General features: G+C 36.0%; 9 protein-coding genes. 3 read left to right on the top strand and 6 right to left on the bottom strand.

From position 1 onward, the window contains the following. Positions 1-3 precede the first annotated feature (3 nt). The gene (locus tag LUA90_RS18595; protein ID WP_231463451.1) at positions 4-2142 is read right to left on the bottom strand and encodes an ATP-binding protein; all 2139 of its coding nucleotides are present in this window, start codon (positions 2140-2142) and stop codon (positions 4-6) included. Between the two features lie 131 nt (positions 2143-2273). Beyond that, positions 2274-4142, bottom strand: coding sequence for a DNA topoisomerase IV subunit B (locus LUA90_RS18600; protein WP_231463453.1), 1869 nt, complete (start codon positions 4140-4142; stop codon positions 2274-2276). 235 nt (positions 4143-4377) lie between these two features. Between LUA90_RS18600 and LUA90_RS18605 the strand changes: the two genes are divergently transcribed. Further along, positions 4378-5718: an APC family permease gene (locus LUA90_RS18605; RefSeq protein ID WP_231463455.1), complete on the top strand. Its 1341-nt coding sequence runs from the start codon at positions 4378-4380 to the stop codon at positions 5716-5718. A 7-nt stretch (positions 5719-5725) separates the two neighbouring features. Here the strand turns inward: LUA90_RS18605 and LUA90_RS18610 are convergent, their stop codons facing one another. Continuing rightward, positions 5726-6145 carry a hypothetical protein gene (locus tag LUA90_RS18610; RefSeq protein WP_231463457.1) on the bottom strand — a complete coding sequence of 140 codons (420 nt, stop codon included), beginning with the start codon at positions 6143-6145 and terminating at the stop codon, positions 5726-5728. 112 nt (positions 6146-6257) lie between these two features. Next, a complete protein-coding gene (locus tag LUA90_RS18615; RefSeq protein WP_231492089.1) occupies positions 6258-7712 on the bottom strand; it encodes a tetratricopeptide repeat protein in 1455 nt (484 codons plus the stop codon). 116 nt (positions 7713-7828) lie between these two features. Between LUA90_RS18615 and LUA90_RS18620 the strand changes: the two genes are divergently transcribed. After that, positions 7829-9175, top strand: coding sequence for an MFS transporter (locus LUA90_RS18620; RefSeq protein WP_231492090.1), 1347 nt, complete (start codon positions 7829-7831; stop codon positions 9173-9175). Positions 9176-9250: 75 nt separating this feature from the next. Here LUA90_RS18620 and LUA90_RS18625 read toward each other — a convergent pair whose 3' ends face one another. Both LUA90_RS18625 and LUA90_RS18630 read right to left on the bottom strand, forming a co-directional pair. Next, positions 9251-10966 carry a RagB/SusD family nutrient uptake outer membrane protein gene (locus tag LUA90_RS18625; RefSeq protein WP_231492105.1) on the bottom strand — a complete coding sequence of 572 codons (1716 nt, stop codon included), beginning with the start codon at positions 10964-10966 and terminating at the stop codon, positions 9251-9253. Positions 10967-10980: 14 nt separating this feature from the next. Next, a complete protein-coding gene (locus LUA90_RS18630) occupies positions 10981-14208 on the bottom strand; it encodes a TonB-dependent receptor (RefSeq protein ID WP_231463465.1) in 3228 nt (1075 codons plus the stop codon). A gap of 480 nt (positions 14209-14688) precedes the next feature. Between LUA90_RS18630 and LUA90_RS18635 the strand changes: the two genes are divergently transcribed. Further along, the gene (locus LUA90_RS18635) at positions 14689-15990 is read left to right on the top strand and encodes a DEAD/DEAH box helicase (protein WP_231463468.1); all 1302 of its coding nucleotides are present in this window, start codon (positions 14689-14691) and stop codon (positions 15988-15990) included. Positions 15991-16240 lie beyond the last annotated feature (250 nt).

Raw genomic sequence — 16240 nt, forward strand, 5'->3', positions numbered from 1 at the left:
ATTTTAAACAAACTTTAAAATTTTCTCTAATAGTTCTTTTTCGAGGAATGGTTTTAAAACCAGTTCATTCATACCAGATTCAAGGTATTTAGCTCTATCTTCTTGCATTACATTAGCTGTAACACCTAAAATAGGAATACTCCTTTTACTTTCATTACTATAAGAACGTATAAGTTTGGTAAGTTCTATGCCTCCAAGTTCAGGCATTTGAATATCCGTTAAAATAATATCGTAATTGTTTTCGCTAAAAAGCTCAAATGCCTGCAGGCCGTTTTTAGCTGCATCAAAGTTTAGCTTGTATTTCTTAAGAATTGTTGTAGCCAAAAGGATGTTCAAAACATTATCATCAGCCACAAGAATATTTTTCCCAACAAGTCTTTGAAGCTCTTCTGCAGAGAGTTCTGATTTTTCTTCAACGTTGAGTGATTTATCTGTTAACTGATAAGGAATCTCAAAACTAAAAACAGAGCCTTTTCCTTCTTCACTTGATAAAGTAATATGACCACCATGAAACTCAACAATTTTTTTACAGATGGCTAAACCTAAGCCAGTTCCTTGCTGTTTTTCTTTTGTAGAAGAATAATAGGCCTGGGCAAACTCATCAAAAATAATCTTTTGGTCTACATCACTTATACCAGAACCAGTATCGCTAACGCTAACTTGTAGCAATACATTTTTTTCATCTTTTTTCTTAAGTTCCGCCTTTAATGTAACATTACCATTTTGCGTAAATTTAATTGCATTACTTAAAAGGTTCATTACAATTTGTTTTAACCTGAGCGAATCGCCAAGCACATAAATATCCTTATCCGCTGGTGCAGCAATTACAAAATTAAGTTTCTTTTTTTCCGCCTGAATCCTCATGCTGTCGAAAACATCAACAATGGCAACCAATGGAGAAAATGGGAGTTGCTCGAAATTAACTTTTCCGGTTTCATATTTCGAGAAGTCTAAAATATCATTAACAACATCGAGCAGCATAACGGATGATTTACGAATAGCTGAAACCTGCTCATTTTGCTCTGCAGGCAAGTTTACCTGTGTTAGTTGCTCAGAAAAGCCCACAATAGAATTAAGCGGCGTACGTATTTCGTGACTCATGTTTGCTAAAAACCTACTTTTAGAAAGGGCATATAGTTTTGATTTATTGCTGTAAGTAATTAGTGCAATTTCTTTACGGTATAATCTATAAATTGCATACAGAATGCAGATTAGCAATAGAAACGATAATCCGAGTAAAACCTTCGTGAATTTATCCAGTCTATCTACGGTTTTAAAGGTTTTAACATTTAAATCTTCCTGTATAGTATCGTAATAGGTTTTTTCGTTAACCTTATATTGATTCAGATTTTTAACAATGGTTTCAATTATTTGATGGTTTAAATCCAGAAGCGCCCATTCCTTATACTTCAAATTTCTATTTAAACGATAAAGCTTTTTGTAATAATCGTTAATTAATTTGAGCTGAAGTTTGTTATAGGCAATGCTTACAGACGAGGTATCAGCAGAGATAGCCGTTTTAACCAAGGTGGATTTTGAGGTATCAACCGCTTTAGCTTTCTTGTTTCCAATTGCAGCAAAGATTCTCCCTAATAGCTTTCTCCTTGTTTGGGCTACAGCTGCTGGCTTTATAGTATCAATGGTTACTATGCTTTTAAATTGCCTGGTTGTAAATAAATTTTCTTTCGGATCTTCCACATCAACTCTATCATCCACCTTAACAGAGAAATTAATAAGACTATCTGCAAGCTTCCTTAGGTGGATAAATTGATTGGTTCTTAACTCCTTTTGTACAATTAAAGCGTTAAAGTTATCAGTTTGACTGGCTTTTTCATTTTCATTATCACTCTCTATGCCATCCAGTATTGTGGTAATTTCCTTTATCTGACTTACGTATAAATCGTAGTATTTTTTATTTCCACTAACAACATACATTCTGCAGCTATTTTCTGCGTTGTAGAGTTTAAAAATACAGCTATCCAGCTTCGTAAAATCATTCTGTACCCGAACAATTTTATGAACCGATTTTAATAGTGGCACTTTAGAAAAATTTATGAACAAGCCTGTACTTATTGCAAAAACAACTAAAATTAAAAGCACTATGATTAAATATTTTGTGGCAGAATTTCGGGTAGATTTCAAGCGGTTTGATTTTAATAATTATGAAACATAATTGTCAAAATCACGGAAAATCAATCAAACAACAGGGATGTGTTTAATGGTTTGGTACTAACAAAAATACCCTAACAAATTCAATAATGCAAGTTTTTAATTTAAGCTACTTCATCAATAATTTTCGGCTCCTCAGTTACTTCATCTTTTTCAACACGCAGGTTTCTAATAATGTGTTGCTGTCTATCCGGCGTATTTTTTCCCATATAATACTCAAGCAAACTTTTAATGGTTTGGTCTTTTAAAATAACAGGGTCAAGCCTGATGTCTTTACCGATAAACAAACCAAATTCATCTGGAGAAATTTCACCCAAACCTTTAAAACGAGTAATTTCTGGTTTATTGCCAAGTTTCTGAATTGCATTTTTTCGCTCTTCATCACTATAACAGTAAATGGTTTCTTTTTTATTTCTAACCCTGAAAAGCGGTGTTTGTAATATGTAAACATGTCCTGCTTTTACCAAATCAGGAAAAAACTGAAGAAAGAAAGTCATCATTAATAATCTGATGTGCATACCATCAACATCGGCATCAGTAGCAATTACGATATTGTTGTAATGTAAGCCCTCTAAACCATCTTCAATATTTAAAGCATGCTGTAAAAGGTTAAATTCTTCATTTTCGTAAACAACCTTTTTCGTTAATTCGTAACAGTTTAGGGGTTTTCCTTTTAAACTGAAAACAGCCTGACAATCTACATCTCGAGATTTTGTAATTGAGCCAGATGCAGAATCACCTTCGGTAATGAACAAAGTTGTTTCATATCGCTTCTCATGTGTTGTGTTAAAATGTACCTTACAATCGCGAAGCTTTTTATTATGTAATGATGCTTTTTTTGCTCTATCATTTGCCAGCTTTTTAATGCCGGCAATATCTTTACGTTCTCTTTCGGATTGGTTAATGCGTTTTAACAAGGCATCAGCAACATCAGGGTTTTTGTGCAGATAATCATCCAATTCTTTTTTAACAAAATCGTTGATAAATGTAGCCACCGATGGCCCATCAGGACCCATATTTTGAGAACCTAACTTGGTTTTTGTTTGCGATTCGAAAACGGGCTCTTGAACACGAACTGAAATGGCTGCAATAATTGATGAACGAACATCAGATGCTTCAAATTCCTTTTTGAAAAACTCACGTACGGTTTTAACTACTGCAGCCCTAAAAGCTGCCTGATGCGTTCCTCCTTGTGTTGTATGTTGCCCGTTTACAAAAGAATGGTAATCTTCGCCATACTGCTGACCATGAGTCATTGCAATTTCGATATCGTTACCAACCATGTGTATAATTGGATAACGTATCTCTTCAGGTTTGTTAAATTTAGAAAGCAAATCATAAAGACCTCTTTCAGAAAAATACTTCTGACCATTAAAATTTATGGTTAAACCTGTATTCAGAAATACATAATTCCAAACCATACTTTCTACAAAATCTGGTATGTAATGGTAATTTCTAAAAATAGTTTCATCTGGATAAAAAGTAATCGCCGTACCATTTCGCTGAGTGGTATCAATAACCGGCTGTTCGCTTACAATCTCTCCTTTCGAAAACTCTACCTTTTTAGTTTTTCCATCACGATAAGATTGTACTGTAAAACTGGTAGATAAAGCATTAACAGCTTTTGTACCCACACCATTTAAACCAACAGATTTTTGGAAAGCATTACTATCGTATTTACCTCCGGTATTAATTTTACTTACGCAATCGATAACTTTACCCAAAGGGATACCCCGACCATAATCCCGGACATTAATCTTTTGTTCAGAAACTGTGATTTCGATGGTTTTTCCGGTACCCATAACAAACTCATCTATAGAGTTATCTACTATTTCCTTAAGTAAAACATAAATTCCATCGTCTTGTGCAGAACCATCACCAAGCTTACCAATATACATACCGGGGCGCAATCTGATGTGTTCTTTCCAATCTAATGAGCGAATACTATCGTCGTTATAAATTACTTCTGCCATAAATTATGTTGTTTGCAATCGGGGTAAAAAACTTTGCTAAAATAGGCATTTTAGAAGAATTTATCTTCCAAGCAGAGGAAAGTAATTTCAACAATCGATATGTAAAAAGTAAAATGGATAATGAACGAACTACAATCAATTCCCCATCCTACATTTCACATCATCCCCCAAACATCGTACATCGTACATCCACCATATTTTCATATCTTCAACCCATATTTTATTTCCCTTTTTGATGCAACAAAAAAAGCAACTTTCGCTCTTTGATTTATCCATGATAGTGGTGAGTTTGGTTATAGGTATGGGCATTTTTCGTACGCCCGTAAACGTGGCAGCGAAAGCTCAAATTCCAGAATTATTTTACTTAGCATGGTTTATAGGAGGTTTTGTAGCTTTCTGCGGTGCTTTAACTTATGCCGAAATTGGTTCACGATTACCTGTTACTGGTGGTTATTATAAAATCTTTTCAAAAGCATACCATCCATCAATTGCCTTTGCTATAAATTGTATAGTTTTAATTTCAAGCGCTGCATCTGTAGCGGCAATTTCTATAATAGGTGCAGAATATTTGGGTAAAATAATTCTGCCTGCCGATATGCAAAATGAAACCTATCGGGTAGCAATAGCAATAACAACGATTTTGGTTTTTTATTTCATCAACTTATTAGGCTTAAAAGCAAGCTCTAAAACCCAAAATGTATTAACACTTATTAAAATTGGTTTAATTTTAATCTTAATCTGCGCCATTTTCTTTGCTGAAACCACACAAAGCATTACACCCGTTTTTAAAATTACAAATAACAGCTTACCGAGTTGGGCAGATTATGGTAAAGCATTAGGCTTGTGTTTAATTGCGGTTTCATTCTCTTATGCAGGTTATGCCCAAACTATAAATTTTGGTGGCGAAGTTACTGAGGCAAAAAAGGTTATACCACGTTCAATAATCATCGGTTTAACCATAATTGTTACGCTTTACATGGCGCTGAATTATGTTTACGTTAAAGTAATTGGTTTTGAGCAATTAAAAACTGCTGAGAGTATTGCTGCAATTCTTGCTTCCAAAATATTTGGCCCGGCAGGTTTTAAGATGCTTTCGGTAATTATTTTTGTTTCAGTTATGGGTTACGTAAACGTAAATTTATTAAGCAACCCAAGGGCAATGTTTGCTATGGGAGAAGAAGGGGCTTTACCAAAAGTGTTTAGCCGAATGAACAAAAGAACAGAAGTGATAAGTGTGAGTTTAACTGTTTTTGCGCTTATTTCGGTTATTATAATTTTTTATGCAAAAACCTTCGATAAGATTTTAAACTATACAATTTTCTTGGAAAGCATTAGCATGGCTAGTTCTGCGGCAACAATTTTTATATTAAGAAAGCGTACTGCACATCTTGATAAAAAGACCATTTATACTGTACCCTTATACCCGGTTTTACCAATTATCTTTATTGCCGCCTATACTTTTGTGGCTTTTAGTATTTATGCTGATGACCCGAACGCGGCCTTAAACGGGCTTTATATTTTTGTTGGTTTTTTATGCATTTACTTTATAACCAATTTTTTAAGGCGTAAAAAATAGTAGGCTTCTACACTTTCTTCCGAAGAAAATAAAATGCTGTAATGGCCACGGGAATCATTAAAAGAAAAACAGAATCATCTAATACAAGGGTAAAAAAATCTTCAAAGCAGTTAATTTTCGCGGTATTAGTTCTAGTGTAAACTAAGCTTGAATTAGAAGCAATTAATTGGAAAGAAGGGTAGTTAGGATGAAATCTCTGAAAATCAAACTCTGAACCATAATTTTCGAAGACCTTATCAAATTTAAATTTGTTTTCTTTTCCCCAATCTAAAATTCGTCTTAAACTGATAGAATTGCCATTAGATGTTTCGCCGAAAAAAGGTAAAGGTTGCGCTTTGGTAGCATAGATAAACGAACAAAAAATTACTGACAGGAAAATTCTTTGAATTGCTATCGATAATAATCGATGGGATGTGATGTAATACATTTTCTGTGACGGTTAGATTTCATCACAAAGTTCAATTCTTTTAAAGAAAATCAACTACTACTATCTACTCACGCCCTACTCAAATACGCTCAAGCAATTAAATCTCTACAAACTAAAGATTTAACATCCAAACATTAATGTCTTCGTTCGATGAAATATCTAGCTTTTTCCTAATTCTATACTTTCTATTTTCAACGGCTCTTACAGAAATTTTCATATACCTTGCAATCTCTTTAGTATAGAAACCAAGACGTAATTGTGCACACATTATTAAATCGGAAGTTACAAAAGCTGGCTGGATAGTCATTAATTTTTCAATAAAATGGCCGTCAATTTCTTTAAATTTTATCAAGAATGCAGGGTCGTTATTCATCGCCAAAAGGATTACAGCATTTAGCGCATTTTCATCTATTGGTTCTTTTAAAGTAGGATTTTGTGCAGATTCTAGTTTAATTTGCATCTCCTCAAGCCTTCCGTTATGGATTTTAAGCATCCGGCTTTGCCTGTAAATTAATAAACGGATGATAACAATTGCTAAAATGAGTAAACAGATAGAGCATGCGATGATAAAAATATAATTCCGCTCTTTACTATTATGCTGCTTATCTTGCTCATCCAAAAGCATATCAGCTGGAATTGTTGATTCTAATTTATTTTTTCTGGCTAAACTATCTGAAATGGCTTTATACTTTTTAAGGTATAAAACGGACTCAATTTGCCTGCCGAGCTGCTCGTAAGTTTTTGATAATAATTCATAACTATCTTTAACCAATAAGCCATTTTTTGTTTCCGAGGCAACCGCATGTAATTTGTTGAAGTAAACTAAAGCACTGTCGTAATTTTTTCTTTTATATTGAATTGAACCTAGAGAGATATAAGACTCAGCAGCAAACTTTTCGAAGTTATACTGTTTTGCTAGTCCTAATCCTATTTGAAGATAATGTTTAGCAGAATCTTCTCTGCCCATCTCTAAAAATTGATTTCCAACGGCAATGGTCTGAATGATTAAACCAACTTTATTAGAGCCACCGCCGATAATTTTACGCTGCATTAAATAGCTCTTCTTTTTATAAAACAGCACCGAATCAGGATTATTTTTTCTTTTAGAATCTAATTCTAAATTGGTACCCATTATTATATAAATCCGCCCTAAACTACTATAATGCTCATCATTATCTTTTATTTTATCAGCATAAATTAAAGCTTCTTTTAGATATTGATTACTTTTATCGAAATAAAATAAACCTCCATAACAACTTCCCTTTAAGGCTAAATAATGCGAAATTCTAAAGCTGTTTTCTGTTTTATAGATTACTGCTTCCCATTTATCAAGCCACTTGAGTGTTTTAACAAAATCGTTAGAATTATAAAAGTTTACAGCCTGGTAAAGTATGGCTTGCGCAACACCATCTTGGTAATTAGCGGCCTCCGATTGTGCTAATGCTTTTGTAAATAATAGATTACTCGAATCAACATTTACAACTTTTTTGGCCGAATCAATCATATGGTCTATCTGCGGAAAAGCCTTTTGGCAAAAGCTATCTACAGACAAAGAAATTAAATACAAGAAAACTACAATTTTCCTAAACATCATCATGGTAATAAGAGATAATTCAATTGTATATTTGCTAAACTCAAAGTTATAAACAATAACTTATTATAGCTAATTGGAGTAAGCACCTAATGATAAAAATGCATCTAAAATCGCTTTCCTTTGGTAAACAAATCGCTTATGCTGCCGGGATGATAGGTTGGAGCACAATGACAAACATTATCATTGTGATGTTACCCTATTTCTATCTACCACCAAGTAATGCAGGATTACCCACCTTAGTACCACAGTTGGTATTATTTGGGGCCTTTAATATTCTTTCCATTATAGCTGCATCTGGCAGATTAGTTGACGCCGTTTTCGACCCATTTATTGCTTCCAGAAGTGATGCAAGCCAGAATCCGAACGGCAGAAGGATGCCTTTTATGAAATGGGCAATTATCCCGGCTATGATTTTTTGCGCTTTAGTTTTTTATCCATTACAAAAAGGAGAAAGTTTGCATAATGCGTGGTGGTTAACAATTATGCTCTGCCTATTCTTTGTTTCTGTAACAACCTATATTATACCTTATAACGCACTTTTAGCAGAAGTAACACAAACCCCAAACCAAAAAGTTAAGCTCTCCAGTTATCAACAAGTTGGGTTCGTTATAGGGATAATTTTATCGGCTTGTACAAATAATTTTGCCGATTTGGTAGAAAGTTACTTTAGCGTAGCCAACAGAAGTGAAGCTGTACAGATTGCTATTTGGGGCTTATGCATTTTATCAGGAATAGTAATGTTACTGCCCATAATTTTTATTAACGAAAAAGAATATTCAACTGCAAAGCCTACACACATACCGCTGTGGCCTGCTATTGTAAGCACATTTAAAAATGGCAATTTTAAATATTATTTAATCTCTGATTTTGCTTTTTATACCGCTTTAAGCATAATATCGAGCGGGTTGCTGTTTTTTTGCACAGTTTTACTCGGTTTGCCAGAATCTGATGGCGGAAAGTTTATGGGTGCAATGGTATTATTTTCGCTTTTATTTTATCCGATAGTTAATTTTGGTTCGGCGAAATTTGGCAAAAAGCCATTCGTGTTACTGGCATTTGCAGTACTCTGCATCATTTTTATAACGATTTTCTTTTTAGGGAAGTTGCCATTACCGCCACAAACTCAAATTTATCTGTTGGTGCTTTCTGCATCATTTCCATTGGCTGCTTTAGGCATCTTACCAACGGCAATTTTAGCAGATATTGCTCAAAAAGATACTTTAGAAACCGGAGAAAACCATGAAGGGATGTTTTTTGCGGTGAAGTATTTGTTTGTAAAACTTGGCCAAACCTTAGGAATAGCCATTTTTGCTATGCTAACCATTTATGGTAAAGACCCTGGTAATGATTATGGCTTACGCCTTAATGGCATTGTGGGTTTCGTGTTGTGCCTGATTGCCTTAATTTGTTTCAGTAAATTTAAGGAAGATAAGTAGTAGTATTTAAAAGTACTTAAATGAAAAAAGGGCAGAATTAATACTTCTGCCCTTCTACATTAAGTTAATTACCTATTAATAACCCGGACTTTGCTTTAAAGTACCGTTACTTCTGTCAATCTGATCTTGTGGAAGCGGGAAATGCTCATCTCTCGTTTCGAATGTAATTCCTTTTAAATAATCGAAATAACCACCCTCAAAAGTGAAATAACTTTCTAAAGTTTGTTTTGCAATACCCCATCTTACTAAATCGAAAAAGCGGTGACCTTCCATGGCTAGCTCTAATCTTCTCTCAAAGCGAACAGCGTTGCGGGCATAATCAGCATTTGGAAAAGCCGGGTACGGATTTACCCTGTAAACCGCAGCGGCAGATCCATTTATTGTAGCCGGAACAATCTTTGCAGCACGTAATCTAACTGCATTAACCAAAGCTAATGCCCTTGGTAAATCGCTTGTTTCAACTGCACATTCTGCTGCCATTAAATAAATATCAGCCAAACGAATAAGGTTAACATTTAAACCCGTAACGTTGGTAGAACCTGGTGCAGTGCCAGATGCAATTTGAGAAGCTTCGATAGAATTTTTAACCGCTACGAATGGTCCGCCGTTACTAGCATCTCTAATCCAGCTATCTCCAGCCATAATTCCCCAATCGCGATATGGAACGCCACGACGACCAATTGTTGATTCAATACGTGGATCTAGCGCCAAGGTTCTATCTACCTGATAATTCGTTTTCGCAGCACCTGTTAAACCTAAATCAGATAGGTAAGGATTGGTACGATAACTTCCGTCCAACAAAGGAATTCCTGCTGCATTTACTTTAAATGAATTTGCTAAATCTAAAGTCGGTTGGAAAAATCCGCAGCAGTTTATTGGCGTTGCACCACCATAAGGAAAGTTTAACATGTCGCCAACGTTTCCATTTTCACCTCCGGTACCATCAGTACCAACTGAGTTTTCCACAACAACAATAGATTCAGGACCATCTTCCTTCGTAATATCGAAGTTATCATTATAAGGTAAAGTGGTTAAATCCGGTTTGGCAAGAATTACCGCATTTAGTTGCGTATATGCTTCAGCATAGCGTTTTTGATAAAGTAAAACCTTACCTAAATAAGCTTGTGCTGCATATTTATCCATTCTTCCTTTTTGATTTTTTGGTTTTGTGGTGTTAAGGTTTGCTACAGCAAATTGCAGGTCGTCGATAATGTTTGGATAGATATCCTTATCGTTAGGAACAAAAGTGCCCGAATTAGCTTCGGTAACATAAGGCACCAACTTAAATACCCTTACTAAAAAGAAATAATAGTGTGCCCTAAGCAACCTTGCTTCACCTTGAATTTCCTTAGCTCTAGCATCAGCAAATTTTGTAGTTCCCTTTCCAGCTTGTAAATCAGCCAGAATTTTAAGGGTGTTATTACAACGTTGAACACCTTCAAAACACCTGTTGTAAAGTAAAGAAAGGTTATCATTAGTACTTGTTGGAGCATGTTGCTCAATTGCATTCATGTTTGGCTGGTCGCCAACACTACTTCCTTTGTGTGCATTATCAGATGCTACTTCGCCAATAAGCCATTGACTTGGTGCTGCCGCATAATTGCCCCAGGTACCATTAATATTACCATTTAGTAAACCATAAGCACCAACTAATAAACCCTCTACTCCATCCTGAGAAGTTAATTGTTCTGCTGTAAGTTCAGCCTGAGGGTTTAGCGTAAGGAAGTCTTTCTTGCAGGATACAAAGCTTAGTATCAGAAAGAAAAGGAATATATTTTTTATATGTTTCATCTTTATCTTTTTAATTAAAATCCAACGTTAATACCTAATAAAAACTGGCGAGGTGAAGGGTATACACCCTGATCTACACCCGGTGCAGTAAAAGTATCTGTAATTTGTGTAACCTCTGGATCTAAACCGGTATATTTTGTAATGGTAAATAAGTTACTTGCCGATGCATAAATCCTGAAGCGGCTAACGCCAGATTTAGTTCCGAAAACTTTAACCGGAATTGAGTAGCCAACCTGAATATTTTTAAGCCTCAAGAAGCTGCCACTTTGAATATAGTAGCTTGATGAAGCAAATTCTACATCAGATGCACCTGCATAAGCAGAAGGAATGTTACTCGATCTGTTGGTTGGACTCCAGGCGTTTAATAAACGTGTACTTTTAGCACCATCGAAAGATGGAAAATCTGTAAAGTAACGGGTTGCCTCGAAAATATCATTTCCCTGTACACCGTATAAGAAAGCCGAAATATCAAAGTTTTTATAAGATGCATTTAGGTTAACTCCATAAGTAAAATCAGGATTCGGATCTCCAATAATGGTTCTATCTTTTGGATCGATGATTCCATCGCCATTAATATCCATATATTTTAGTCCGCCAACACGTGCACCTGCGTATGATGGTCCGGATTGAATCTCAGCCGTGCTTTGGTAAATTCCATTTGTTTTATAGCCATAAAATGAACCAAAAGCGGCATCTTGTTGCAATACGCTGGTTTGTAAACTACGGTAGTTTCCATAAACCTGGTTAAAAATACCCGGTGCAAGTCTATCGATTTTATTTACGTTTTTAGAAAAATTTAAACCTACATCAAATTTGAAAGGGTCATCAGCTTTGCGACCATGATGGTAAGCAACATTAAATTCTACCCCTTTGTTGCTCATATCTCCAATGTTAACAAAAGGTGCGCTTCCTCCGCCAACAACACTAACAGGTAATGGAAGGTTATAAAGCATATCAGTAGTTTTTTTACTGTATGCATCAATCGAACCATCAAACTTGCCATCAAATATGGTAAAATCAATACCTACATTTAGTGCCTTTAAAGATTCCCATTTAACATCAGCATTTTGATATGCATTTTGCCATACACCAGTAGTTAGGGTATTACCACCGCCTACTGCATACGCTGCGTTAATGATGGAGCTTTGATATCTGTTGATATATTGATAAGGCGGGATTCGCTGGTTACCGGTTTGTCCGTAACCTACACGAAGTTTTAAATCACTTACCCATTTGGCATCTTTTAAGAATGACTCTTCTGATATTCTCCAGGCTACACTTGCAGCAGGATAAAACCCGTATTTATTCGCAGGTCCGAAGTTTGATGACCCATCTCTACGAAGGGTAAAACTTGCCAGGTAGCGATCGTTAAATGAGTAATCTATTTTTGTAAATAGTGAAAATAATGAGCCTATAGAACCCGTGCTTGAGTTGCTGATATTAGAAGAGCCTGTATTTAAGTAGTAATAATTTAAATCTCCCAATAAGAAGAAATCATTTCTTCCGGCATTTAACTGTCTCGATCTGGAGCGTATGGCTTCAGTTCCAACCAAGGCGGTTAAACGGTGTTTTTCAGCAAATGTGGCGGTGTAGTTTAAGGTATTGGTCCATGTCCACTCGGTATTGTAGCCTTGATATTCGTTAAGGTTATTTGAATTATTTCCTTCTGAAAATTCAAGGTTTGGATATCGCATTGATAAACCATTATAGTTTTCGTAACGTATACCAAAATTAGTTTTTAGTACCAAACCTTTAACAATATCACCTTCTGCGAAGATGTTACCGAAAAAGAAATTGTTCTTATTCACATTATCTTTAGCTCTATATAAAAAGGCTAGCGGATTTTCGGCATTACCCAATTGACTACCACGACTACCCGCAAAATTGCCGTTTATATCGTAAACCGGAATAATTGTAGGAATGCGATAAGCCCAACCTAATGCACTACCCTGATCTTGATAGCCACCTGGAGTATTTGGATTTACTCCGAACCCAAAGCCTTCTGAATAACTATATTGTGCATTCTCGCCAAAACGTACGCGTTTATTGAAAGCATTTACTGTGGCATTTGATCTAAAGTTATACCGTGTAAATCCTGTATATTCTATTGTACCTTTTTGATTTAAATAACCAGCTGATAAAGCGTATGTAGCATTTTCAGAGCCACCTGTAGCACCCAACTGATAGTTTTGTATAGGAGCTGCTTTAGTAATTTCATCAAACCAGTTTGTACCTGCTTTGTTTGCCCTTGTAATCTGATAGAACAAACTTGGGTCGCGGCTGTAATTATATTTCGATGGATCTGCATCTGCAGCCGTAACATCTTGTCCTAAAACAGAACCCGCCACTAAATATTCTGGCAATGTAGGTGTTGGGCCAGAACCATAATTACGACCAGCTGCAATTGCTTTACCTGAATTGGTGTAACTATCAAAAACATACTGAGCATATTGCTGAGGTGTCATCATTTCAGGGAAACTGCCTTTGCGAGGCGCCTGTGTACCATAATATGAATCTACAGTAATTTTTGGAGCACCACTTGTACCTTTTTTTGTAGTGATAATTACAACTCCGTTATTAGCTCTAGAGCCATAAATTGAAGCAGAAGAAGCATCCTTTAAAACCTGCAAACTTTCTATGTCGTTTTGGTTTAACCAGGAAAGTTTACCTTCAAAAGGAACACCATCAATAACATAGAGTGGTTCGTTGTTATTAATTGTACTTGTACCCCTAATCCTGATTTGAGGTGTAGAACCTGGCGCACCATCATTGATAATGGAAACACCTGTAGCTTTACCCTGCAATGCTTCAACAGCACTTGCTGCAGGTTGCGCTTTTAATAAGCCCATATCTACAACCGCAACAGCACCTGTTAAGTCCTTTTTACGCTGTGATGAATAACCCGTAACCACAACATCCGATAGGTTATTGTTTTCAATTGCTAAGGTAATGTTAAGATTGGTTTGATTGCCAACTGTTACTTCTTGCGGAGCGTAACCTACAAAAGAAACAACCAGTACATCAGTTGACTTTGCACTTAATGTGAAAACGCCATTTGCATCTGTACTGGTTCCTCCTGCTCCATTTTTGATTTTAATACTTGCACCCACAACCGGCTGTCGGTCGTCGCTGGCAATTACTTTACCCGTAATTTTAGTTTGGGCGTTGGCCCCGACCGCAAACAGCACGGCCAGTAGCCAGAGGAGAAGTCTCCTCTGAACAAAAGATTGGTTTTGTTTCATAAGATTAAATTGTTTAGTTAAGGTAAAAGGACGATCGCAATAAAGAAATCATCGTTTATTTTGCTAGACTAGAGTCAAATCAACTACAACAAAGGCTCACGCACTATGACATCTTATCGGGTGGATAGGAAGAAATAAAATTTGGTTTTTAACAGCATAGGAAAATAATCCTACAGGGATAGGTAGATTAGTTTTCATAATTAGATAGTATATTTGGTTAGTGATATACGTTTGACAAATTAAACTTACAAAACAATCTGCTCAAATCCTACATAAATGTTAAAATTTGTTAAATGTGTTTTATAAACATTCGTTTACAAAGCCAAGAGCCCTTATTTTCGCATTCAATTTATAAAATGTATATTTGCCACCGAAGCAGGAATTAGGGCTTGCCAATCTATTGGCATATTCTCTCCGCAAGTTAGTCCTTCAACAGTTGATCGTTCTAGCTTCTTCAATAAATATTACAGAAATATATACATGTTATTCAAAGAATTAAACCTCATTGAGCCCATTTTAAAGGCCCTTGAGAAAGAAGGTTATACACAACCAACACCAATACAGGAGCAATCCATCCCAACAATTTTAAAAGGAAAAGATTTATTAGGTTGCGCACAAACAGGAACAGGTAAAACTGCTGCTTTTGCCATTCCAATGTTGCAATTACTGCACGAAAAACACATCAACACAAAAGCAAACAAAAACATTAAAGCCCTGGTTTTAACGCCAACACGCGAACTTGCTATACAAATTGAAGAAAGTTTTAAAGCTTATGGAAATAATTTAAACTTACGCCGTCTGGTAATTTTTGGGGGTGTTAATCAACACTCGCAAGTTGAAGCTTTACGCAAAGGCGTTGATATTTTAGTGGCAACACCCGGACGTTTGTTAGATTTAATGAACCAGGGTTTTATAAGCCTGAATACTATCGAGCTTTTTGTTTTAGATGAGGCCGACCGTATGTTAGATATGGGTTTTATCCACGATGTGAAAAGAGTGGTTGCTAAATTACCTGCTAAACGCCAGACTTTATTTTTCTCGGCTACCATGCCTGATGAAATTCAAAAGTTAGCAAATACTATTTTATCAAGCCCAACTAAAGTTGAGGTTACTCCAATTTCTTCAACTGCCGAAACCATTGTTCAATCGGTATATTTTGTTGATAAACCTGATAAAAAGAAGCTGTTGATTCATCTTTTGGAAGATAAAAACATCCAAACGGCTTTAGTTTTTACACGAACTAAACATGGTGCAGATAGAATTGTGAAGGATTTAGCGCATGCCGGAATTAAAGCGGCGGCCATTCATGGAAATAAATCGCAAAATGCCCGTCAACGTGCTTTAACTGATTTTAAGGATAGAAAAATTAGAGTTTTGGTGGCGACCGATATTGCTGCCCGTGGCATTGATATCGACCAATTATCTCACGTGTTTAACTTCGAATTACCAAATATTCCTGAATCTTATGTACACAGGATTGGGCGTACTGGTCGTGCAGGTGCAAACGGAATTGCAATTTCTTTCTGCGATGCCGAAGAAAACGAATATTTAATTGATATTCAGAAACTGATAAAAATCACTTTGCCAGTTGTTGACGACCATCCTTATCCCCTATCATGGCAAAACATGATTGCAAAAAGCCAGGTTAAACGCAAACCACAAGCACAATCGAAAGGTGGTGGTGGCGCTAGAAAAGGCAGCGGCGATGGCAACATGAGCGGCAAACCTCGTAATGCCAGTAATAACAGAAGGTTTGGCGGGAATAGGAGAAAGAAAGATTAAAAAGTGGAAAGTAAAAAGTGGAAAGTTTAAAGTTGAAGGACCAAAACGGAAAGCTTCTTTGCAAATTGCTTAAAAACCCGAGTTGTACATTACAGCTCGGTTTTTTTATCTGTCGGCTAAAGCCTGATGGCAAGGATGTTGCAAGATGCCAAGAATTATGAAAGAGATATCTGCTCCTCAAACACGAACGGTCGTCATTGCAAGGCACGAAGCAATCTTAATGCGATCGCTATGAAAAACTATAGTTTTA

Origin of the sequence: Pedobacter sp. Leaf170 (genome assembly GCF_920984665.1) — a bacterium.
In the GTDB taxonomy this organism is placed as follows: Bacteria; Bacteroidota; Bacteroidia; order Sphingobacteriales; family Sphingobacteriaceae; genus Pedobacter.